This is a genomic window from Streptosporangium sp. NPDC050148 (assembly GCF_055586505.1).
This window is the reverse complement of the sequence record NZ_JBVJIA010000048.1, coordinates 21683-41300: the sequence shown is the minus strand read 5'-3', so window position 1 is coordinate 41300 and position 19618 is coordinate 21683. Positions and strand designations below refer to the sequence as shown.

The window sequence follows — 19618 nt, the reverse complement described above, 5'->3', positions numbered from 1 at the left end:
GACCATGCCTGACCTGGGCTTCTTCGTGTCCGTGAGGGTGGTGGAGCCTAGGAGATTCGAACTCCTGACATCCTGCTTGCAAAGCAGGCGCTCTGCCAACTGAGCTAAGGCCCCGAGATTCAAGCCGGTGGCCTGGGGAGATGTTCCCCGCACACGGCCTGCTTCAGTCGTACACGGTAGCAACAGGACCGACTCCTACGCCACTTGATTGGAAGCGGCGGGCGGCGCCGGGGACGGGCGCGGGACGCGGTTGGAGCGGACGGGCCCGGCGGGGCCTCAGTGGGCGGCGGCGGCGACCGGGGGCTCGACCAGGGTGTCCACCAGGAGGAGCTCGGGAAGATCCGCGACGGAGTCGAGGATGTGGGTGGCGCCGCCCTTGAGGAGACGTTCCCTGCTGTGGACACCGGTCAGGATCCCGGCCACCAGGGACGCGCCGGCGCGGCGGCCGGAGAGCATGTCGCTCTCGGAGTCACCGACGACCGCGACCTGGCGGACGTCCTCGATGCCCAGGCGCATCACCGCGGTGAGGACCAGGTCGGGCATGGGGCGGCCACGGCCGGCGTCCTCGGGGCACAGGGCGAGGTCGATCTTGTCGGCCCAGTTCAGGGCGGCCAGCACCCGGCCGAGCATGGCGCGGCTGAAGCCGGTGACGAGGCAGACCTTGACGTCGGCGCCACGGAGCTTGTCGAGGGCCTCGACGACCCCGGGCAGGGGGACGAGACCCGCGCGGTCCAGGGCTCCCTCGTAGGAACGCTCGAACGTCAGGTTGGCCGCCTGGGCCTGGGCCTCGTTGTCCGGGAAGATGCCCCGGAAGACGTCGATCGTGGAGCATCCCCGGGACCGGTGCACGTGCACCATGGCACGGGCGTACGCACCGGTCCCGGGCACGATGCCCTGCGTGGCGATCGCCTCGGCGAACGCCCGCTCGACCATGGCGACGTCACCGACCGTGGTGCCTGCCAGATCCAGGCAGACAAGCCTGATGGGTGTCACTCCATCGTGAGCAAGGATCATGAAAGCACCCGAATCGGTAGCCGCGTTTGTCAGTTCTCGCTGCCGGTGGCCTCGGTCCACAGGTCGAGCTCGGCGCGGTCGGCCTGCACCTTGCGCCAGACCAGCAGCCCCCCGAGGGCGACGATCGCCAGAACGAGCAACTTCTTCACGGTGTGACCCCATCTTCTTGAGAAGTCTCACCTGCCGGGGTGAGACAACGCCCGGTTCGAACGGTTCCCTGCAGCCTAGCAAGGGACCGGGCCATGATCCGGTTCGCCTGACCGAGCCGCCAGGGCCGATCTACGCCAACCGGGTGATTGCCACCATCATGCCGTACGCTCAGCGTTCCGATGATCACGATCCGCCGTGACCCTTGCCGCGAAACCGTCCTCGTTCTCACGATAACCCCCGCGCGGACCTGACCTCGCCGCCCCCGGGTCACGGCCACCGGACCGCGGCGGGCCATGCCCGGGCGGACGCCCTCGTGACCGGCGGCTCCGGCCGCTCCGGCATGATCCGGCCAGGGACGAACGTGACCGAACAGGGCAGACCCGCTCGTTATCAATCCCGATGGCAGAGATCCAGGACCCGGTGGAACCACGGCCCGGCAGTACGGCCCGGGAACGCCGAGGACGGGAGAACCGGCGGCGGGAGCACCGGACAGGCCCGGGGCGGGGAAACCGCTCTCGCGGGGCTCAGGTGGCCTGGACGAGGTCGGCGTAGTCGGGGTGGCGGTCGATCCACTCCTTCACGAACCAGCAGAGCGGGACGATCCTGGCCTCCTCCGCGCGGGCCGCGTCCAGCGCCGTGCGGACGAGCGCGGACCCCACCCCCCTGCCCTCGTACTCCGGCTGGACCTTGGTGTGGGGGTAGACGATGACCCCGTCGCGCCGGACGAGATCGAGCCGTCCCGCGGGCCTGCCGTCCACCTCCGCCACGAAGGAGTCACCACCGGGAGAGAGCCTGACGTCCACCTGCATGGGTTTCTCCTTCACCAGAGGCCGTACGGGGTCCTGCGCGGGTCCGGGGCCGGACGGGGGCGGATGCCCGCCGAGGGTGCCCGGCCATGTCGTCATCCTCAGCCGATCTCGCGCGGCGTTCATTCCCGTCGCCCCCTCGATCCCCTGCGCTTCACCGGACCGCTCCCGGATCCCGCCGCCCCGGAGGAACGGTCCGCCGATTCGTACGTACCGGAAACTGGGAAGCGGCGAGCCGTATCGCGGGGAGCCCGATTGAAGGATGATGAGAGCAGGTCCGGCACTGCCGGTATCCATGGCGATCAGCAGACACACCTGCTGCTGTCCGGGGCAGACGTCGGCTGACCTTCATGCGCACCTAGAAGGTGATCGCGATGACGGGTGACATCGACCACGGCTCACTACGCGTTCTTTTCACCGGCCGCCCGCCTGGCGTGCGCTGCGAGGGCGACATCGACCTGTGTACGCGGGACGTCCTGGTCCGGGCGCTGAACATGGCGCTGGAGAGGAGCACCGGTGATCTCCACGCCGACCTGCGCGACGTCGGCTTCGTCGACGTGGGCGGGCTGAGGGTGCTGGTGGAGGCGGCGTCCGGGATGGCCGGCGGCCGCAGGCTGGTCGTCGAGGGGCTCTCACCGCACACGCGCCGGATCGTGGAGCTGTGCGGCTGGACGGAGGTACTTTCGGCCGGTCCGGAGAACCTATCTTCTGGTGGGATAACTACAAATTGCTCCTCAGTTGTACCGTAAGTGTTCTCTAGAGGAATTCGGAGGACCACAGCTGAGAGCAGCCGGATCGACCCCGTCCCCCGTCACCGGGCTTCCGCCCGGGACGACTCCGATCGGGTCCTCACGCTCCCGTTCCGCTCTGGGCCGGCCCGGCGGCGTCTCGGCCGCCTTCCCCTCCACCCGACCGTCTGCAGAGGTATATCCGTGAGCGCTGCCGTCCGCGTGACCGACGTGTCCGACCCCGCCGTGAAGGAGATGCTCCTGCTGGCCGTGGCCGGCGAACTTGACTACAGCAATGCCGAACGCTTTCAGCATGATCTGAATCAGGCCATCGGCCAGGCCGGTGGTGATCTTGTGATCGATCTGACCGAGCTGGCCTTCTGTGACTCCACCGGGATCCAGACCTTCCTGAACGCCCGCAAGACCGTCCAGGACCGCGGGGGCAGCATCGTCCTCGTCAACCTGCATCCCCGCCTGGAGCGGCTCTTCCACCTGACCGGTCTCCTGCAGGCCTTCGGCGTCCAGCCCACCGTCGCCGACGCCGTCAGTTCCCTTCGCCCGAGCCAGCCGTCGTAGCCGATCGGCCCGGCCTTCGGATATTCGAGACGGATCCCGCCGAACGAACATCCGATGGCCGTGGCGGTCGTAAGTTGGCAACGAGCGGGCAGGTGTCTAGCATCGTGTAACTCGTCAGCAACGCCCTGATTCTGGAGCAAGTCGGCTCGCCCCCCGGTGACTGCCAGATAAGGCGACGTCAAGGGGGTGTCGTGACCGCCGACCACGGCCAGCACTGGCCGATCGACGAGGATCTCAGCACGCTGCGGGAGCGTCTGCACGATCAAGCCGTCCAAGCCGGCATGCGGGGCGAACGCCTGGACGATCTGCTCCTCGCGACCAACGAGGCGGTCATCAACGTCCTGGAGCACGGCGGCGGCAAGGGCACGCTGGACATCTGGCGGAACGAGACCCACCTGACCGTCGACGTCACCGACACCATGGGGCTGCTGGGACGCGAGCACGTCCCGGCGCAGCGCCCCACCGGTACCGTGCGGGGCTTCGGCCTGTGGCTGATGACCCAGTTGTGCGACGAGTTCACGATCGAGCAGATCACCGAGGGGTCCCGGGTCCGGCTGCGGATGGACCTGCGCGTCCCGTCGCCCCACGGTGGATCGCGCGGCCCGGCCGGCTCCGTGCGCGAGGACCCCGGCCAGGAGGGGACTCAGTCCTCGCGCTGAGTCCCGGGCGTCACGGGTGACCGGGGGGCGTCACGGGTGACCGGGGTCATCGGCCCTGCGCCCCGCCGGGGTCATCGGCCCTGATTCCCGCACCGGGAACATCGGCCCCACATCATGCGCCGAGGTCACCGGCCCCACATCCCGATCCGTACCGTCACCCCGCGTGAGGCGTGCAGTAACGGGGGGCCGTCCGGGGCGGTGAGCCCCCTCGCCTGGAGCAGGTCCTGGTCCAGGCGGAGCAGCCGGGCGTGGCGGAGCGGCCAGTCGGCGTGCTCGATCTGGGCGTTGGCCGTCTTTCCCCCCACGGTGGTGAACAGCCGGTAGCGGGCGGTGAGGAAGTGCGCCAGCTCGTCCCGCTCGGACTCCTCCAGCGGCGGCCCCACCTCCACGTCCGCGTCGCATCGCGCCCCGGCCGGTCCGGGCCAGCGCCGCCGGCAGCGGTAGCCACGGCGCGCGCCGGAGGCCCGGACGGCCATGTCGGACCAGAAGTAGGGCAGCCGGTAGCCGGCCCGCGCGCCGAGCACCGCCGGCAGGAGACCGGCGTCCAGCGACAGGAACCAGACGCCGTCGCGCCCCTGCTCGTCCCGTACGTACGTGCGCACGTTGGTCTCGGGGAAACGCGAGATCCAGGGCAGGGCGGGCAGGCCCGGGGGCCGCACGTCCTCCATCAGGAAGGGGGTCAGACCCACCCAGGCCGTACCGTCGAAGGTCTCGACGGTGAGCCCGTCGGGCAGCAGCCGCTGGATCTCGGCGGGCGGGTACCGCCAGTGCATGAAGGTCATCTCGGACCAGCGGTGGTACATGACCGGCCGGTTCACGTGCGGGGACGGCGGGGCCTGCATGGTCGGCTCCTTTGCGGAAGTGCGGTGCCACCGGTACGGCGGTTCGGGCGACGGTTCCCGGGCGACGGTTCCCGGGTGCTCCTTTCCGTGGACCCATCGGTCCGGGGATGATGCCGGGCGGCCACGGCGTACCGTCCGGACCGTCACCGCCCGTCGTGTGCCGATCTTCCCCGTGGGAGAGCGGACATGCCGCCGGGACGGCGGCAGGAGGTCGGCGTGGCGTGCCGGGGATCCCACGGCCCGGGGTCCGCCCGGGCCGGCGCGGCCACGGAGGCGGGCCGTCACCGCTCCGCACGACACGGCACGGGGTTCCGTACGCCACGGGTGTACGGGGTTTCGTACGCCACGGGTGTACGGGGTTTCGTACGCCACGGGCACGGGGAGTTCCGTACACCTTCGGCACACGAGCGGCGGCGGTGTCGGCCGCAGGCTCCGGCAGAGCGAGAGAGGGCACAGCATGATCTTCATCGCGGTCAGGTTCACCGTGCGTCCCGAGCGGGCCGACGAGTGGCTCTCGCTCGTCGAGGACTTCACCCGGGCCACCCGGCAGGAGCCCGGGAACCTCTTCTTCGACTGGTCCAGGAGCGTCGACGCACCCGACCGGTTCGTCCTGCTGGAGGCGTGCGCCTCGCCCGCCGCGGGCGAGGCGCACGTGAACTCCGAGCACTTCAGGACCGTCATGTCCTGGATGCCCGGGGTGATCGCGGAGACACCGGAGATCGTCAATGTGGAGGTGCCCGGCGAGGGGTGGTCGCGAATGGCGGAGCTGTCCCCCACCCGGGACTGAGCGGGACCGCCACGCGCACCGAGGTCGGGGGACGAGGAGGCCCGCGAGAGCCGAGCCGTCCTGGGCCGGGCCCCCGATCCTCCGTCTCGCGGCGCGGGACGCCGCGACCGCGTCCCGGCGGAAGCGGGCGCCCCCTTCCCCCTCTCCGTTCCGGCCCACCGGCGGTCCCGTGTCGTCGTCCCACGGACCTCCCGTCCCGGGAATCGAAAATCTGTAGTGGCCACGGTAGACATTGCTCCCGACCGGGGGTAGAGTTTCTGACATCGCAAGGAACGGATCCACAGGGCAGAGCAGTACGCGAGCATCACGACGAACTGCCCGGACGAAGTGGATGATGTGGACGACGTAGCTGTAGGACAGAGGTCGGACGTGCCGGGGCCAGGCAGTGAAAGGGCCCCGGCCGTGGACGAAGCAAGTGCATGACAAAAGTCGGACGTGCCGGGGCCGACGCAGTCAAGAGGTCCTGGCCGTGGACGAAGCAGTGGTACGAAAAAGAGTCGGACGTGCCGGGGCCGGAGCAGTGAAAGGGCCCCCGCCGTGGACGAAGCAGTCGGACGACAGAAGGTCGGACGTGCCGGGGCCGACGCAGTGAAGGGGTCCTGGCCGTGGACGCGCTGTCGAGGCATCACCTGAGGTCAGAGATACAGGGATAGAGAAGGGAGCGTTGAACGCCATCAGGATCGCCCGTTGCCGGTCGTTTCTCACCGCACGGGTGCCGCAGTCCCACGGATTGGACGGTGATCTACGGTCACGCACACGCGACTCCCCGCGTCTCCGCCCCGTCGGGCGGACCACGTGGAAGTAGATCGGCCAACCGGCCGGTAGATGGTGTTGAACCTCGTTTGGGCCCCGGTGCACTATGGCACCGGGGCCCCTGTTCGCGTTCGAGAAGGTTGTATGGATCAAGCGCCGATAATTCCGGCCCTCCCATCGAGGGCCGGTTCGCAGGACACGGCCGGCATGGCCGATCAGACGTCCGGCCCCGGAGCCGGTGACAAGCTCGACGACGAGGACTACCCCGCCTACAGCATGGGCCGGGCCGCGGAGCTGGTGGGAGTGACCCCGGCCTTCCTGCGCAGTCTGGGAACCGCCCGCCTCATCGAACCGCAGCGTTCCGAGGGCGGGCACCGCCGCTACTCGCGCTACCAGCTGCGCCTGGCCTCCCGGGCCCGGGAGCTGGTCGACCAGGGCACCCCCCTGGAGGCCGCATGCCGCATCATCATCCTGGAGGACCAGCTCGCCGAGGCGCTGCGCATCAACGCCGAGCTCCAGCGGTCCCGCGCGGAGAAGGCCACCGGAACGCCCCGCCCATCGGAGTGAGGGCTCAGCCCGCCCTCTTTACCTTCCTCACCTTTACCTCCCTCCCCGCGATGAAACCGACATCCTGGGGCAGGGAGGCGGGATGAGAAACATTGCCGTGGTAGTGGTCGACATGCTGAACCCTTACGACCACGATGATGCAGATCTTCTGGAGAAGAGCGTCGAGCAGATCGTCGAGCCCCTCTCGGGCCTGATCCGGCGGGCCCACCGGAGCTCCCACGCTCGGCTGATATTCGTCAACGACAATCACGGGGACTTCACCGCCGGTCGCGAGGAGTTGCAGCGGCGCGCGCTCGAGGGCAGGCGCCCCGACCTGGTCGAGCCGGTGCTCGCGCCGCCCGACTCCCCGTTCATGCCCAAGGTGCGCCACAGCGCGTTCTACGGCACGCCGCTGGACTACCTGCTGCGCAGCGAGGGGATCGACACCGTCGTGCTGGCCGGTCAGGTGACCGAGCAGTGTGTGCTCTACAGCGCGCTGGACGCCTACGTCCGCGAGTTCTCCCTGCGGGTGGCCCGCGACTGCGTGGCCCACATCCACTCCGACCTGGCCGAGGCGTCGATGCGGATGATGGAGCGCAACATGAGCGCCGAGCTCCTGCCCGCCGAGAGCTGCCTGGAGGTCTGAGCCGGACCGCCGTACCCGGCCCCGCCGTCCCGGGACCGTCCGGGCCCTGGCCCTGGAGGGCGGGCCGTGGGGCCTCGGGCACCGGTCTCCTCATGGCGAGCAGCGGCACGTACGAGAAGCAGAGACGTATCTCCGCATATGAGGGAGATCCTCCGTATGGGAGGAACTTTAAGCAGTCGGTGAGATGTACGGGCGTGTTACTCCGCCTCCCTCGGCGACGGAGCTGCTGGAATTTCTGGACGACCCCCATCAGATCCATCAGCGGGGTCAGCTCTGCGCCGGAAGGTGGCATATGGCTCCGCGGGCTCTGATCCAGAGTCCGACACGAGGAGCGGTTGATGTTTCTGCACACCAAGCCCTTGCAGTTCGAAGCCAAGCCCGAGAAGCCCGACCCGGTCTACGCCCACAAACTCCAGGAGCTGCTCGGTGGCGCCTACGGCGAGATGACCGTCACCATGCAGTACCTGTTCCAGGGCTGGAACTGCCGGATGCCCGGTAAGTACAAGGATCTGATCATGGACGTCGCGACCGAGGAGATCGGTCACGTCGAGATGATCGCCACCATGATCGCTCGTCTTCTGGAGGGCGCGCCCGCCACCGCCACCACGAAGATGGCCGCCGCCGATCCGGTGGTCGGGGCCGTGCTGGGCGGGATGGATCCGCAGCAGGCCATCGTGGCCGGTGGCGGACCCCTGCTGGCCGACAGCAACGGCTACCCGTGGAACGCCCGCTTCATCGTGGCGAGCGGCAACCTGCTGGCCGACTTCCACGCCAACGTCGCGGCCGAGGCGCAGGGCCGCCTGCAGACCGCGCGGCTCTACAACATGACCGACGACCCGGGCGTGCGCGACATGCTCAGGTTCAACCTGGCCCGCGACACCCTGCACCAGAACATGTGGCTGAAGGCCATCGAGGAGCTCCAGGCGGACGGCCTGGAGGACGTCGTCGCCCCGAACGCGCTGTTCGACGAGGAGTACGCCGAGCACGCCTCGGCGATCTGGGACCTGTCGGAGGGGACCGAGGGCACGCAGGGAGGCTGGGCGTCCGGCCTCATGCCGGACGGACGGCACGAGTTCTCCTACCTTCTCGACCCTCAGCCGCTCGGCGGTCCCGCCAGCCCGCCGCCGCCCGACCCGCTGCTCTACGCGACCTACGACGGCAGCATGGGCGCGCCGAGCGGCCCCGCCCTCGGCACCGAGGCCGGCCCGCTGGGCAAGCTCAAGGACAAGCTGACCTGAGCCGGCCCGGTCCGATCCGGTCCGGCGGAACCGGGGCGGGCCGAGGGCGCCACCGTGACACCTGTCCGACCGGGGTCACGGTGGCGCCCCGCTCCTTCCACACCCCTCCCCGCGCCTCTCGCCGGCCCTTCCGGACGCGCCGGACGCGCCGGACGTCCCGTCACCGCGGGCCGGTCCCCGGTGGTTCACCCGGAGAGGTGGCCGCCCGGCGGTTCACGAGGGGGTGTGGTCCCGACCGGCACCCCCGATGAGGCCGGCCGGGACGTCTCACCGCCCGCGGCGCCGCATCCCCCCATCCGACGAGGACGAGGACGGCGGCTCGGGCGTGCCGAGTGCGGCGAGCAGCTCCCGGCGGAGCGGCTCCCCCCGGTGGATCCCGTCCCGCTCGCGCAACGGCCGGTCACCGGCCCGGACGGGCAGGTTCCCGTGGCAGATCCCGGTGCTCAGCGCGACGCCCGGATCGCTCCCGGCCAGGCTCCTCCCCCCGTCCGAGGCGAGCACCAGGTACCGGGAGCCGACGTCGAAGGAGTATCCGCACGCGGCCCCGCTCGTGCTGCTCGCCACCTCGATGCGGGTCCCGGTCCTTCCCCTGTAGACCTGATCGGCCCGGAAGACGTACACGATCGACGGGGGAGGCCCGGGGGTGGCCGCGGGCACCCGGCGGAGGGCGACCACCGTCCCGGTGAAGGCGACCGCCGCGCGCTCGACCCGCTCCCGGGGGCCCGACGCCACGCAGCTGCAGGCGCACGCCGTACCGGGACCGGCCATGACGGCCGCGAAGGCGACGACGGCGGCCGGGACGGCGACGAACCTGTGTCTCATGCCCTCATCACGTATCCTCGCCCCGAACGGTTCGACGTCACGGACCTCACCCGGGTACGGACCGACCCCTTCGCGGCCGTTCGCCCGTCCCAACGGGGACGAGTGGCGTGGACACCGGGGGGATCATGAACGAGGACGGAGCGCTCGCCGACGCCGTCCGGGCGGGCGACGAGACGGCCTTCGCCGAGCTGGTCGGGCGCCACCGGCGGGAGCTGCGGGTGCACTGCTACCGGATGCTCGGCTCGCTGGAGGAGTCCGAGGACCTGGTGCAGGAGACGTTCCTGCGGGCCTGGCGCGGACGCGGGACCTTCGAGGGCCGCTCCACCGTCCGTGCCTGGCTCTACCGGATCGCCACGAACGCGTGCCTGGACTTCCTCGACCGGTATCCGCGCCGGCCACGGCCGCGCGAGGCACCCCGGGAAACGGACGCACCGGCCGTGCCGGCCGAGATCCCCTGGCTCCAGCCGTACCCGGACCGGTTGCTGGAACCCCTCGCGCCCGGTGCCGAACCGGACGCGGCCGTGGTGGGCAGGGAGACCATCGAGCTGGCCTTCCTCGCCGCCCTCCAGCACCTGCCCCCCGGCCAGCGGGCGGCACTGATCCTGCGGGACGTGCTCGGCTGGCCTGCCAAGGAGACCGCCGCGCTGCTCGGAACGAGTGTCGACTCGGTCAAGAGCGCTCTGCGGCGGGCACGGTCGACGCTGCGGACGCACCTGCCGGAACGCCGCCTGGACTGGGCGCCGTCCACGGCCCCGAGCGCCGGGGAACGGGAGCTCCTGCGGCGCTTCATGGAGGCCCACGAGCGGGCCGACGCCTCAGCGCTCGCCCGGCTGCTCCACGAGGACGTGCGGATGACGATGCCCCCCCTCCCGTTCTGGTTCGCCGGGCGCGAGGCGGTCACGGCCTTCGCCGCGGACGCCTTCGGACCCGGCTCTCCGCTGTACGGGGGACGGTGGCGGAGCGTGCCCACCCGGGCGAACCGGCAGCCTGCCGTGGCGGGGTACGTCAGACCGCCGGGGGCCCGCGAGTACCGGGCCCAGGTGATCGACGTGCTGCGGATCGAGGACGGGAGGATCGTGGAGATCACCGTCTTCGAGCCGCACCTGTTCGCCGCGTTCGGGCTGCCGGCGACGTCGCCCTGACCGTCGGCGATTCCCGCGTCCGGCCGCCCGTGGTCGACGGGCCCCGGCCGTCCGTGGTCGACCGTCCCGCGTCCGGCCGTCCGTGGTCGGCGGTCTCGTGTCCGGCCGCCGTCCGTGGGGGAGTCACCGGTGATCCCGTGTCCGGCCGGGCGACGCACCGGCCCGCCGTACGGGTGACCCCTTTTCCGGTGTCCCGCCGTCTCGACGGTGAGGGTCGCGACGAGCGCGGCCGACGAGGAGGAACCCGGCATGACCACCTACGTACTGATCCACGGCGCCGCGTCTGGTTCGTGGTACTGGCACCTGCTGGAGGCCGAGCTGCGGGCGCGCGGCCACGACGTGGTCGCGCCCGACCTGCCGTGCGACGACGACTCGGCCGGGCTGTCCGAGTACGCGGACGCCGTGGTCGGGGCCGTGGGCGACCGTACCGGCCTCGTCGTGGTCGCGCAGTCCCTGGGCGGGTTCACCGCGCCGCTGGTGTGCGAGCGGGTACCGGTCGAGCTGCTGGTGCTGCTGACGGCGATGATCCCCTCACCGGGCGAGACGGCCGGGGACTGGTGGGCCGCGACCGGCTGGGAGCGGGCGCGGCGCGAGCGGGACGAGCTCGACGGCCGGGCCCCGGACGACGACATCGCCCTGTTCCTGCACGACGTCCCGCCCGGTCTGGCGGCGGAGGCCCGGCGCAGGGGCCGCGACCAGTCCGCGACCCCGTTCACCGAGCCCTGGCCGCTCACCTCCTGGCCTGCCGTGCCGACGCGGTTCCTGCTCTGCCGCGACGACCGTTTCCTCCCGGCGGAGTTCACCCGCCGCGTCGTGCGCGAGCGCCTGGGCATCGTCCCCGACGAGATGGACGGGGGCCACGCCGTCGCCCTCGCCCGTCCCCGCGAGCTGGCCGACCGGCTGGAGGCGTACACGGGCCCCGGTACGACATCGGAGCCGGGGCGATAACCGGTGTCGCTCTGCCGGTGGCGATGCCTACTGTGATCCTGGACACAAGTCCCCGTCGGTACAAAAGGGAGAGTATGACCACGCTGAAGAACCGGCCGAACACCGCCCTGCTCGTCGTCGACGTGCAGAACGCCGTCGTCGAGAAGGGCCACGAACGCGACGCGGTCGTCACGAACATCGGCGGCCTCATCGGGAAGGCACGGCGCGAACGGGTCCCGGTCGTCTGGGTCCAGCACTCCGACGAGGACCTCGAAAGGGGGAGCGAGGGGTGGGAGATCGTCCCCGAGCTGGCTCCGGACGAGACCGAGCCGGTCGTCGAGAAGCACTACGGCGACTCCTTCGAGGAGACGACCCTGGAGACGGTGCTGTCGGACCTCGGCGTCGGGCGGCTCGTCGTCACCGGCGCGCAGACCGACCAGTGCGTCCGCGCGACACTGCACGGCGCGCTCGTCCGGGGGTACGACACGATCCTGGTCAGTGACGCCCACACGGCCGAGGACCAGACGGAGTGGGGGGCGCCGCCCCCGGAGAAGGTCATCGCGCACACGAACCTGTACTGGACCTACGAGACGGCGCCCGGGCGGACGGCCGGGACGGTCACGACCGCGGACGTCGACTTCGGCACGCCCTGAGGCTCTCGTCCTGAGGCTCTCGTCCGGAGACCTCCGAAGACCCCCGTCCGGAGCCCCTCGCCCTCAGGCTCCCGCCCCGGGCTTCCTACCGCACCAAGGCACGCGGGGACGCTCAGGGACGTGCAGGGAAGGTGCCGCCGGGGACGGCTCAGTCGTCCTCGGCGGCATCGTGCCGTCCGGCCGGAACCCGGCCGCCGAGCGCCCGCCACACCAGCGCGGCCGTCCGCTCCGGCCAGCGCGGGGGCAGGGGGGCTCCGGCGAGCTCGCGGCCGTACCAGGAGCCGGTGCACATGGTGAGGGCGACCTCCAGGTCGGCCTCGGCGTCGATGCGCCCGAGCCGCCGCGCGGTCTCCAGGACGGCCAGGAGTCTGGCGCGCCGGGGGGCGACCACACGGGCGCGGTAGCGGGCGCGGACATCGGGGTCGGTGGTGTCCTGGAGCATGGTGCCCACCAGCGACAGCCTTCCGGGCATGGACACCCCGCGCTGGAAGTCGGTCAGCTCGGCCACCAGCGCGGCGAACGGGTCGGTGGCCGGTGAGTCCGGGCCCTCCTCGTCCTCCAGCGTCGCGATCACCGCGGCGGCCAGGTCGGCCTTGCCCGGCCAGCGCCGGTACAGGGCCTGGCGGGTGGTGCCGGCCTCCTCCGCGACCGCCGACAGGGACATGGCCGCGTACCCGTACCGGGAGAGATGCCTGGCCGCGACGGCGAGGACCCGATCGTCGATCGCGCTGTCACGAGCCCGGCCCTGCTTCTGACTCACACCGGACGCTCCAATCCAATACTGTATTGTATTGATTAATCGCATTCGAGCCGAGGATGGTGGCCGTGGTCATCGAGTACATCCGTTATACCGTTCCGTCTTCCCAGGCAGACGAGTTCGAGCGGGCCTACCGGGCCGCCTCCCCCGTCCTGGACGCCGACCCGCACTGCCTGGCCTACGAGATCGCCCGTGGCGTCGAGGAACCCGAGAACTACGTGGTGCGGATCGAGTGGGACTCGGTGGAGGGGCACGAACAGGGTTTCCGCGGCAGTCCCGGTTTCCGCGTGTTCCTCGCCGCCGTACGGCCGTTCATCCCGCAGATCCAGGAGATGAAGCACTACGTCGTCCGCCAGAGCGGGACGGCCCGATGACCGGCTCGCCGGTGGACGCGGCGAGCACGGCGCGGTCGGCGCGGCAGGCGGCGATCACGGAACTACGGGCGCTACTGGGGCGCGCCCGCCTGCTCGACCGGGACCTGACCCGTCTCATGACCGTCGAGGAGGGCGCCGAACCGCTGGACGACTCGGTCGTCCGGCCGCTGTCCGAGGCACTCGCCCACCTGACCGTCGAGGACGACGGGCATGAGCCCGGGACACCGGCCGGCGAGGACGACGGGCGGGCGGCGGAACCGGAGCCCGGGACGCCGGGAGAGCGCCTGTGGCGGCTGGCCGTGGACGCCACCCGGCTGCGCACCCTGCCCGGCCTGCCGACCGGCGTCCAGGAGGCGACGGCCGCGCTGCAGCATCTGGCCTGGCTGTTCACCGACGACGCCGGGACCAGGGCGGCACGGGTCGCCGAGCTACGGGAGATCCAGGCCGCCCTGACACCGCAGATCCAGGTCGCGGCCGACGGGCCGTACCTGGTCACCAACCCCTCGCGGATCACCGACTGGCTGGGCGAGCCGATCACGGTCCTCCCCCAGATGGCGCTGTGCCGGTGCGGGGCCTCGGCGATGAAACCGCTGTGCGACGGCAGCCACGCGCGCACCGGGTTCAGCGGTGACAAGGACCCCCGGCGGGTGCCCGGCCACCGGGAGGGCCACGAGGGCGTCCAGATCACCGTCCTGGACGACCGTGGCCTGTGCGCCCACTCGGGGTTCTGCACCGACCGGCTGCCGACGGTGTTCCGGCAGGGGAGGGAACCGTTCGTGGCGCCCAGCGGCGGCCGGATGGACGAGATCGTGCGAGCGGTGCGCACCTGCCCCTCCGGCGCGCTCGGCTACGCGATCGACGGGCAGGAACCCGCCCCCCAGCGCCGCGAGACGGTCGTCGAGATCTCCAGGGACGGCCCCTACCGGATCACCGGCGGCATCCCGCTGACCGGTGACGACGGCCGGCCCGAGCCGCGCGACGCCGGCGCCTCGACCGAGCACTACAGCCTCTGCCGGTGCGGCCGGTCCCGGAACAAGCCGTTCTGCAGCGGCATGCACCACGATGTCGGCTTCACCGACCCACCGCTCTCCGAGAACCCCACGCTGTACGAGTGGGCCGGCGGACTGCCGGCGCTGACCCGGATGACGCAGATCTTCTACGGCACGTACGTCCCGCAGGATCCGCTGCTCGCGCCGCTGTTCTCCCGGATGTCACCCGACCATCCCGAGCGCGTGGCGGCCTGGCTGTGCGAGACCTTCGGCGGCCCGAGGCTCTACACGGAACGCTACGGCGGCTACGAGCACATGATCGCCGAGCACGCGGGCAAGGCGCTGACCGAGGAGTGGCGCGCGCGCTGGGCCCGGCTCATCGTACGGGCCGCCGACGACGCCGGCCTGCCGTCCGACCCGGAGTTCCGGGCGGCCTTCGTCTCCTACGTGGAGTGGGGTTCCCGGATCGCGGTCGAGAACTCCCAGCCGGGCGCCGCCCCGCCACCGCACATGCCGGTACCCCGCTGGTGGTGGGTGTGCTCGGCCACCCCAGGCTCCCGCGTCTCCGCCCTGGCCCCGGTGGCCGAGGAACCGGCGGCCGGCCTGCCCGGCCCCGGCGAACCCCTCGGTTTCGCCGCGCACATCAGGCCGCTGTTCCGCGAGACCGACCGCAGGTCGATGAGCTCCGCCTTCGACCTGTGGTCCCACACCGACGTCGCCCGGCACGCCGAGGCCATCCTGGTACGCCTTCGCCGGGGCGACATGCCGTGCGACGCCCCCTGGCCGACCGACCGTGTCGACGTCTTCGCCCGGTGGGTCGCCGAGGGCACCCCGGGGTGAGCGGCCCCGGGTAGGCCACCTCGGTGGACGCCGTTCTCGGACGGGGCGGCTGTAATCACCTCGTAAGATCGGGCCGCGGAGCGCGGCCGTACGCTGGCCACATGATCAGACTCCCGGTGGTGGCCGTCACGTTGTCGGCGTCCCTGCTGGTCACCGCGTGCGGCGGGACCGGTGGGGCCGGCGCGTCCGGTCCTGTGGACGGCCGGGCGACGCTCCAGGCCACCATGACGCCCGCACCCGCGGACCCCACCTCGGCGTCGCCTTCGAAAACCGGGTCCCCGCAAGTCCGATCCCCGGAAGCCGGGCCTTCGGAGGCGGCAGCGACCTCCGTCCCGGCGTCGTTGAGGTTCACCGCGAAGACCCTGGACGGTGCCCCCTTCGACGGCGCGAGCCTGGCGGGCAGGCCGGTGGTGTTCTGGTTCTGGGCGCCGTGGTGTCCCAAGTGCCTCTCCGAGGCACCCGCGGTCAAGGCCGCCGCGGCCGAGCACGGCGATGTCGCCTTCGTCGGGGTCGCCGGCCTGGACACCGAGGCCGCGATGAAGGAGTTCGTCCGGCGCACCGGTACCGGTTCCCTCGTGCACCTCTCCGACGCCAAGGGGTCGGTGTGGACCGGGCTGGGCGTCAGCGCGCAGTCCACCTTCGTCTTCATGAGACCCGACGGTTCCACCACCAAGGCCGCGGGCCCTCTGACCTCGGCCGCACTGGACGGACATGTGCGGAAACTACGGGCCGGATAGCCCCGGCATGCCGGCCGGACACCTCGGACCTCACAGATGAGCGCCGACCTGCCGCTCGCCCTGGCCGTCACCGCGGGCCTGGTGGCCGCCTTCAACCCCTGCGGCTTCGCGATGCTCCCGGCCTACCTCACCATGCTGCTCGACGACGGGTCCGCCTCGCGCGGGCCGGTCCTGCGGGCCCTGACCCTGTCGGCCGCGATGACCGCCGGATTCGTCACGGTCTTCGGCCTGTTCGGCCTGGTCATCACCCCGCTGGCGGTCTCGATCGGCCGGTACCTGCCATGGGTGACGATCGTCATCGGGGCGGCCCTCGTGGTGCTGGGCGGATGGCTGCTGGCCGGTCGCGAACTGCCGGTACGCACGTACGCCCTCGCCGGTGGCCGCCCCACCACCTCCGTCGTCTCGCTGTACGGCTACGGCCTGTCCTACGCGGTGGCCTCCCTGTCCTGCACGGTCGGCCCCTTCCTCGCGATCACCTCGGCCTCGCTGACCAGCGACGGCGTCCTCGGTGCCCTGGCCGTCTTCGCCGCGTACGCGCTGGGCATGGGCCTGGTAGTCACCTTCCTCTCCCTGGCCGTGGCCCTGGCCAGGGCCGCCGCGGTGACCCGGCTGCGCCGGTTCCTGCCGTACGTCTCCCGGGCCGGTGGCGCCCTGCTCGTCCTCGCCGGCCTGTACGTCGCCTACTACGGCTGGTACGAGCTGCGCGTGTTCTCCGGTGCCTCCACCGACGACCCGATCGTCGGCACCGCGACCGCCGTACAGGGAATCCTGGCGGACCGGATCGAGAGCATCGGCGCCGGCGGGACGGCGCTCGCGCTCGCCGTCCTCTCCCTGGCCGCCCTGACCTGGCGCAGGGTACGGCGAAGCCCGCGCCCTGCCGAGCCGGCCGGCCACGGGCCCCGGGACGAGCCGCGTTAGTGCCGCGCCGGGCGGCGTCCGCCCTGCTGCGACACGGGTCACCGCACGGCGTCCACGCCGGACGACGTCGCCGGGAAAACCCACATGACACACCGGGCGGAACACCGGGATCATCGTCGCGTCGGCTCACCGAGGAGGAACGTCATGGTTCACCGAACGATCGTCGCGGGCCTGTTCCCGCCACCGGACTACGCGCACGCGGCCGTGATCGAGGCGAACCGACGCCTGGCCTTCATGGCCGGGGCCGTCCCCCTGGACGTGGACGGCGATCTCGTCGGGGCCGGTGATCCCGTGGTCCAGACCCGGCAGGTCCTCGCCAACCTGGAGACCGCGCTGGCAGCGGTCGGCAGCGATCTGAGCCAGGTGATCTCCAGCACCGTGTACGTCGTCGCGGACACCCCCGGAGATCTCGGCCGGGTGTGGGAGGTCGTGCGCCGTTCCGAGCTCGCCGCGGGACCGCACACCTCGACCCTGCTGGGCGTCTCCTGCCTGGGATACACGGGCCAGCTCGTCGAGATCACCGCCGTCGCCGCGGTTCCCTGACCCACCCCGTTCGCCCGGCGGACATCACCGGCCGTGCGGACGCCGCCCGGCGGGCACCGCGTCCGCCGCGAGCCCTGCCGTGTCCCGGCCCCGGCCACTGCCGACGACGCCGATGATGCGACGAAGGGCTGACGGCCGTGCCCGGCCCGAAGGACGAGCACGGCCGTCTGGTCACTCGACCACGATCTGATGGGTGGCCTTGGCCGGTCCGGCCGTGACCTCCCCCGGCCACGACGCGAAGTAGCTGTACCTGCCGGCGACGGCGGGCGTGTCGGTGAGCGTGTACGTGCCGTCGGCGTTCACGCTCACCGGCGGCAGCTTGACGCCTCCGTCGCTGACGCCGTCGACGTACACGCTGCGCTGCACGGTGAGCGAGGCCCCCGGCGAGGGCGGCCTGCCACCCGCCGTGAGCACGCCGGTCAGCTCCATGGCCGTGCCGACGACGCCTGACTTCGGCCCGTCCATGGTGAGGGTGGAGACGTGCCTGACCGTCACGGTGACGGAGGCGTTGCTCCGGCGGTACTGGTCGTCGCCGTCCCAGAACACCGAGTAGGTCACCTCACCGATGTCCGGCGGCGTGTCCTTGAAGGTGAACGTGCCGTTCTTCTGCGTCGTCACACCGGTGATCGGCTTTTTCGTCCCGTCGACCGGGCGCCGGGTCACCGTGAGCGGCTTGAGCCCGAGCGCCTTGCCGTCGGTGCGGGTGAGCCGCCCCTCGACGGTGACCGGCGAGCCGGCGTACGTGCGCGCCGGGGCCTTCACCGTCAGACTGGACGCCGGAAGCGCGACGCCCGTCACCCGCCACAGCAGCAGCCGGTTCGCGGGGCTCAGCAACAGCGCGAAGACGTCCGTGCCGGAGAACGCGACGCCGTCGTCCGGGAGCAGTTCGGCGTCCGGCTGGTCGGCGGCGAACATCTCCGCGCCGGTCGCGGCGTCGTAGAGCGTGAGGTCGGCGCTGCCCCACTGGCGTCCCGCGGCGACGTAGGCGCCGTCCGCGCCGAGCGCCACGGCCGACGGATACCCGTCCCAGCCGTCGCCGTCGCCGTAGGTGCCGGTCGCCGCCAGGGTCGTGGTGTCGTACCTGGTGAAGTGTCCGGGGGTGTCGGCCGCGGCGAACAGGGTGGTGCCGTCGGAGGTCAGGGCGAGGTCGCGCAGGTAGTCCATGCGCCACTTCCTGCCGTCGATCGTGCCGCGCGGCTCCGGGGTGTCGCCGCCGATGTCGTAGACCAGCATGTCGGCGTGATGCATGCTGGTCCGGCCGACCACGAGCGTGTCGCCGGCGGCCGCGAGCACGGGAGCGCGCAGGTGCCTCGCCCCCGACCGCCACCGGCGCCGGTGCGGCCGCGCTCAGATCCAGGCCGACGACGCCGCCGTGGCCGTCGTCGCACCCGTGCCCCACCCACAGCCGCTCGCCCAGCAATGCCAGGGTGAACGGGCACGGGTGGGCCGACAGGTCGATCCGCCGGGTGACGGCGAGGCTCGCGGTGTCGATCTCGGCCACCTCGTTCGAACCGGTGAGCGCCGCGTACAGGCGGGTGTGGTCCGCGTTCATGGCCAGTTCCTGGACGTCGGACAGGCCGGTGACGACACCGCCGGTGAGGTTCCCGCCGGTGTCGGCCACGATGATCCGGTCCTCGGCGGCGACGAACACCCGGCCGCCGCCGACAGCCAGATCGGCGGAGTAGGAGCCGAAGTTCACCCCCAGGTCGGTCGTGGTGTCGGCCGCCGAGGCGGCGGGGGCCGCGACGGTGAGCAGGCCGGCGATCAAACCGACGGCACCGCAGTGAGCGGCTAATCGGCGAACCAGTCGATGGCGCACGAAGACCTCCTGCACATATGGGAACATATGTTCCAATAACGTCTTACGGGTACTGTCGCGTCAAGATCAGTTGATCGCACGACACCAAACCGTGATCAAGTACGCTCCCGCTCCGGTCGGGAGAGCGTTCCCGGGGAACCGGCACGGTCCTTCTCCTGCGGAAGGGGTCCCTCGCCCGGCCGCGCACCCGGCGTCGGCCGGCCCGGCCACCGTGCCGAGTCACCGGTGCACGATCGGTGCACGGTCCCGGGCGACGGACGGGAGCCGCTGGTGTCCTCGCCCGTACGGTGCCCGGCCGAGCAGATCTCCGGCCGATGACGGAGCGACTCCGCCCGCTACCACGGGAAGAAGC

Annotated in this window: 23 protein-coding genes and 1 tRNA gene; 16 read left to right on the top strand and 8 right to left on the bottom strand. The window is 71.5% G+C overall.

Features of this window, described 5'->3' with window-relative positions; genetic code table 11:
• Positions 1–38 precede the first annotated feature (38 nt).
• The 4 genes from ACZ6RT_RS34525 to ACZ6RT_RS34510 all read right to left on the bottom strand — a co-directional run bounded on the left by ACZ6RT_RS34525 (position 39) and on the right by ACZ6RT_RS34510 (position 1973).
• Positions 39–114 (bottom strand) — tRNA-Ala (locus tag ACZ6RT_RS34525).
• A gap of 162 nt (positions 115–276) precedes the next feature.
• Positions 277–993: an HAD family hydrolase gene (locus ACZ6RT_RS34520; protein WP_470158157.1), complete on the bottom strand. Its 717-nt coding sequence runs from the start codon at positions 991–993 to the stop codon at positions 277–279.
• A 50-nt stretch (positions 994–1043) separates the two neighbouring features.
• Positions 1044–1163 carry a DLW-39 family protein gene (locus tag ACZ6RT_RS34515; protein WP_279778966.1) on the bottom strand — a complete coding sequence of 40 codons (120 nt, stop codon included), beginning with the start codon at positions 1161–1163 and terminating at the stop codon, positions 1044–1046.
• A 525-nt stretch (positions 1164–1688) separates the two neighbouring features.
• On the bottom strand, positions 1689–1973 hold the full coding sequence (locus ACZ6RT_RS34510; RefSeq protein ID WP_344892311.1) for a GNAT family N-acetyltransferase: 285 nt from the start codon (positions 1971–1973) through the stop codon (positions 1689–1691).
• Between the two features lie 371 nt (positions 1974–2344).
• Here ACZ6RT_RS34510 and ACZ6RT_RS34505 point away from each other — a divergent pair, with 371 nt between their 5' ends.
• From ACZ6RT_RS34505 to ACZ6RT_RS34495, 3 genes are all read left to right on the top strand, one after another.
• The gene (locus ACZ6RT_RS34505; protein WP_399190375.1) at positions 2345–2719 is read left to right on the top strand and encodes an STAS domain-containing protein; all 375 of its coding nucleotides are present in this window, start codon (positions 2345–2347) and stop codon (positions 2717–2719) included.
• A 183-nt stretch (positions 2720–2902) separates the two neighbouring features.
• Positions 2903–3274 (top strand): STAS domain-containing protein, encoded by a 372-nt coding sequence (locus tag ACZ6RT_RS34500; RefSeq protein ID WP_399190373.1) that lies wholly within the window; start codon positions 2903–2905, stop codon positions 3272–3274.
• Positions 3275–3465: 191 nt separating this feature from the next.
• The gene (locus ACZ6RT_RS34495; RefSeq protein ID WP_470158155.1) at positions 3466–3933 is read left to right on the top strand and encodes an ATP-binding protein; all 468 of its coding nucleotides are present in this window, start codon (positions 3466–3468) and stop codon (positions 3931–3933) included.
• 125 nt (positions 3934–4058) lie between these two features.
• Here ACZ6RT_RS34495 and ACZ6RT_RS34490 read toward each other — a convergent pair whose 3' ends face one another.
• Positions 4059–4775, bottom strand: a complete 717-nt coding sequence (locus ACZ6RT_RS34490) for a YqjF family protein (RefSeq protein WP_399190369.1) — start codon at positions 4773–4775, stop codon at positions 4059–4061.
• A 457-nt stretch (positions 4776–5232) separates the two neighbouring features.
• Between ACZ6RT_RS34490 and ACZ6RT_RS34485 the strand changes: the two genes are divergently transcribed.
• From ACZ6RT_RS34485 to ACZ6RT_RS34470, 4 genes are all read left to right on the top strand, one after another.
• Positions 5233–5562, top strand: coding sequence for a putative quinol monooxygenase (locus ACZ6RT_RS34485; protein WP_470158153.1), 330 nt, complete (start codon positions 5233–5235; stop codon positions 5560–5562).
• Between the two features lie 960 nt (positions 5563–6522).
• Positions 6523–6882: a MerR family transcriptional regulator gene (locus ACZ6RT_RS34480; protein ID WP_470158151.1), complete on the top strand. Its 360-nt coding sequence runs from the start codon at positions 6523–6525 to the stop codon at positions 6880–6882.
• An 82-nt stretch (positions 6883–6964) separates the two neighbouring features.
• Positions 6965–7507 (top strand): cysteine hydrolase family protein, encoded by a 543-nt coding sequence (locus ACZ6RT_RS34475; protein ID WP_470158149.1) that lies wholly within the window; start codon positions 6965–6967, stop codon positions 7505–7507.
• Between the two features lie 338 nt (positions 7508–7845).
• Positions 7846–8745 (top strand): manganese catalase, encoded by a 900-nt coding sequence (locus ACZ6RT_RS34470; RefSeq protein ID WP_470158148.1) that lies wholly within the window; start codon positions 7846–7848, stop codon positions 8743–8745.
• Between the two features lie 267 nt (positions 8746–9012).
• Here ACZ6RT_RS34470 and ACZ6RT_RS34465 read toward each other — a convergent pair whose 3' ends face one another.
• Positions 9013–9567, bottom strand: a complete 555-nt coding sequence (locus tag ACZ6RT_RS34465; protein WP_470158147.1) for a hypothetical protein — start codon at positions 9565–9567, stop codon at positions 9013–9015.
• Positions 9568–9692: 125 nt separating this feature from the next.
• On the opposite strand from ACZ6RT_RS34465, the gene ACZ6RT_RS34460 reads away from it, so the two are divergent.
• From ACZ6RT_RS34460 to ACZ6RT_RS34450, 3 genes are all read left to right on the top strand, one after another.
• Positions 9693–10709: a sigma-70 family RNA polymerase sigma factor gene (locus ACZ6RT_RS34460; protein WP_470158145.1), complete on the top strand. Its 1017-nt coding sequence runs from the start codon at positions 9693–9695 to the stop codon at positions 10707–10709.
• Between the two features lie 249 nt (positions 10710–10958).
• Positions 10959–11657, top strand: a complete 699-nt coding sequence (locus ACZ6RT_RS34455) for an alpha/beta hydrolase (protein ID WP_470158143.1) — start codon at positions 10959–10961, stop codon at positions 11655–11657.
• A 74-nt stretch (positions 11658–11731) separates the two neighbouring features.
• Positions 11732–12289 (top strand): cysteine hydrolase family protein, encoded by a 558-nt coding sequence (locus ACZ6RT_RS34450; RefSeq protein WP_470158141.1) that lies wholly within the window; start codon positions 11732–11734, stop codon positions 12287–12289.
• A 148-nt stretch (positions 12290–12437) separates the two neighbouring features.
• Here ACZ6RT_RS34450 and ACZ6RT_RS34445 read toward each other — a convergent pair whose 3' ends face one another.
• Complete coding sequence (locus ACZ6RT_RS34445; protein ID WP_399190351.1) at positions 12438–13049, bottom strand: TetR/AcrR family transcriptional regulator; 612 nt, start codon at positions 13047–13049, stop codon at positions 12438–12440.
• A 65-nt stretch (positions 13050–13114) separates the two neighbouring features.
• On the opposite strand from ACZ6RT_RS34445, the gene ACZ6RT_RS34440 reads away from it, so the two are divergent.
• The 5 genes from ACZ6RT_RS34440 to ACZ6RT_RS34420 all read left to right on the top strand — a co-directional run bounded on the left by ACZ6RT_RS34440 (position 13115) and on the right by ACZ6RT_RS34420 (position 17447).
• Positions 13115–13420 carry an antibiotic biosynthesis monooxygenase family protein gene (locus tag ACZ6RT_RS34440; protein ID WP_344892351.1) on the top strand — a complete coding sequence of 102 codons (306 nt, stop codon included), beginning with the start codon at positions 13115–13117 and terminating at the stop codon, positions 13418–13420.
• Positions 13417–15249 (top strand): CDGSH iron-sulfur domain-containing protein, encoded by a 1833-nt coding sequence (locus ACZ6RT_RS34435; protein ID WP_470158139.1) that lies wholly within the window; start codon positions 13417–13419, stop codon positions 15247–15249. The genes ACZ6RT_RS34440 and ACZ6RT_RS34435 overlap by 4 nt, the downstream gene beginning before the upstream one ends.
• 101 nt (positions 15250–15350) lie before the next feature.
• The gene (locus tag ACZ6RT_RS34430) at positions 15351–15986 is read left to right on the top strand and encodes a TlpA family protein disulfide reductase (RefSeq protein WP_470158138.1); all 636 of its coding nucleotides are present in this window, start codon (positions 15351–15353) and stop codon (positions 15984–15986) included.
• Positions 15987–16022: 36 nt separating this feature from the next.
• Entirely contained in the window at positions 16023–16904 is an 882-nt protein-coding gene (locus ACZ6RT_RS34425; protein WP_470158137.1) for a cytochrome c biogenesis CcdA family protein, read from the top strand.
• A 144-nt stretch (positions 16905–17048) separates the two neighbouring features.
• Complete coding sequence (locus ACZ6RT_RS34420; RefSeq protein WP_470158136.1) at positions 17049–17447, top strand: RidA family protein; 399 nt, start codon at positions 17049–17051, stop codon at positions 17445–17447.
• Positions 17448–17618: 171 nt separating this feature from the next.
• Here ACZ6RT_RS34420 and ACZ6RT_RS34415 read toward each other — a convergent pair whose 3' ends face one another.
• Positions 17619–18740, bottom strand: coding sequence for a WD40 repeat domain-containing protein (locus tag ACZ6RT_RS34415; protein WP_470158135.1), 1122 nt, complete (start codon positions 18738–18740; stop codon positions 17619–17621).
• Between the two features lie 79 nt (positions 18741–18819).
• Here ACZ6RT_RS34415 and ACZ6RT_RS34410 point away from each other — a divergent pair, with 79 nt between their 5' ends.
• Entirely contained in the window at positions 18820–19242 is a 423-nt protein-coding gene (locus ACZ6RT_RS34410) for a hypothetical protein (protein ID WP_470158134.1), read from the top strand.
• Positions 19243–19618: the final 376 nt, after the last annotated feature.

Coding starts and splice junctions, on each gene's coding strand:
- ACZ6RT_RS34510 (WP_344892311.1), bottom strand. CDS start 1,973: ATGCAGGTGGACGTCAGGCTCTCTCCCGGTGGTGACTCCTTCGTGGCG.
- ACZ6RT_RS34505 (WP_399190375.1), top strand. CDS start 2,345: ATGACGGGTGACATCGACCACGGCTCACTACGCGTTCTTTTCACCGGC.
- ACZ6RT_RS34490 (WP_399190369.1), bottom strand. CDS start 4,775: ATGCAGGCCCCGCCGTCCCCGCACGTGAACCGGCCGGTCATGTACCAC.
- ACZ6RT_RS34485 (WP_470158153.1), top strand. CDS start 5,233: ATGATCTTCATCGCGGTCAGGTTCACCGTGCGTCCCGAGCGGGCCGAC.
- ACZ6RT_RS34480 (WP_470158151.1), top strand. CDS start 6,523: ATGGCCGATCAGACGTCCGGCCCCGGAGCCGGTGACAAGCTCGACGAC.
- ACZ6RT_RS34475 (WP_470158149.1), top strand. CDS start 6,965: ATGAGAAACATTGCCGTGGTAGTGGTCGACATGCTGAACCCTTACGAC.
- ACZ6RT_RS34470 (WP_470158148.1), top strand. CDS start 7,846: ATGTTTCTGCACACCAAGCCCTTGCAGTTCGAAGCCAAGCCCGAGAAG.
- ACZ6RT_RS34465 (WP_470158147.1), bottom strand. CDS start 9,567: ATGAGACACAGGTTCGTCGCCGTCCCGGCCGCCGTCGTCGCCTTCGCG.
- ACZ6RT_RS34460 (WP_470158145.1), top strand. CDS start 9,693: ATGAACGAGGACGGAGCGCTCGCCGACGCCGTCCGGGCGGGCGACGAG.
- ACZ6RT_RS34455 (WP_470158143.1), top strand. CDS start 10,959: ATGACCACCTACGTACTGATCCACGGCGCCGCGTCTGGTTCGTGGTAC.
- ACZ6RT_RS34450 (WP_470158141.1), top strand. CDS start 11,732: ATGACCACGCTGAAGAACCGGCCGAACACCGCCCTGCTCGTCGTCGAC.
- ACZ6RT_RS34435 (WP_470158139.1), top strand. CDS start 13,417: ATGACCGGCTCGCCGGTGGACGCGGCGAGCACGGCGCGGTCGGCGCGG.
- ACZ6RT_RS34430 (WP_470158138.1), top strand. CDS start 15,351: ATGATCAGACTCCCGGTGGTGGCCGTCACGTTGTCGGCGTCCCTGCTG.
- ACZ6RT_RS34425 (WP_470158137.1), top strand. CDS start 16,023: ATGAGCGCCGACCTGCCGCTCGCCCTGGCCGTCACCGCGGGCCTGGTG.
- ACZ6RT_RS34420 (WP_470158136.1), top strand. CDS start 17,049: ATGGTTCACCGAACGATCGTCGCGGGCCTGTTCCCGCCACCGGACTAC.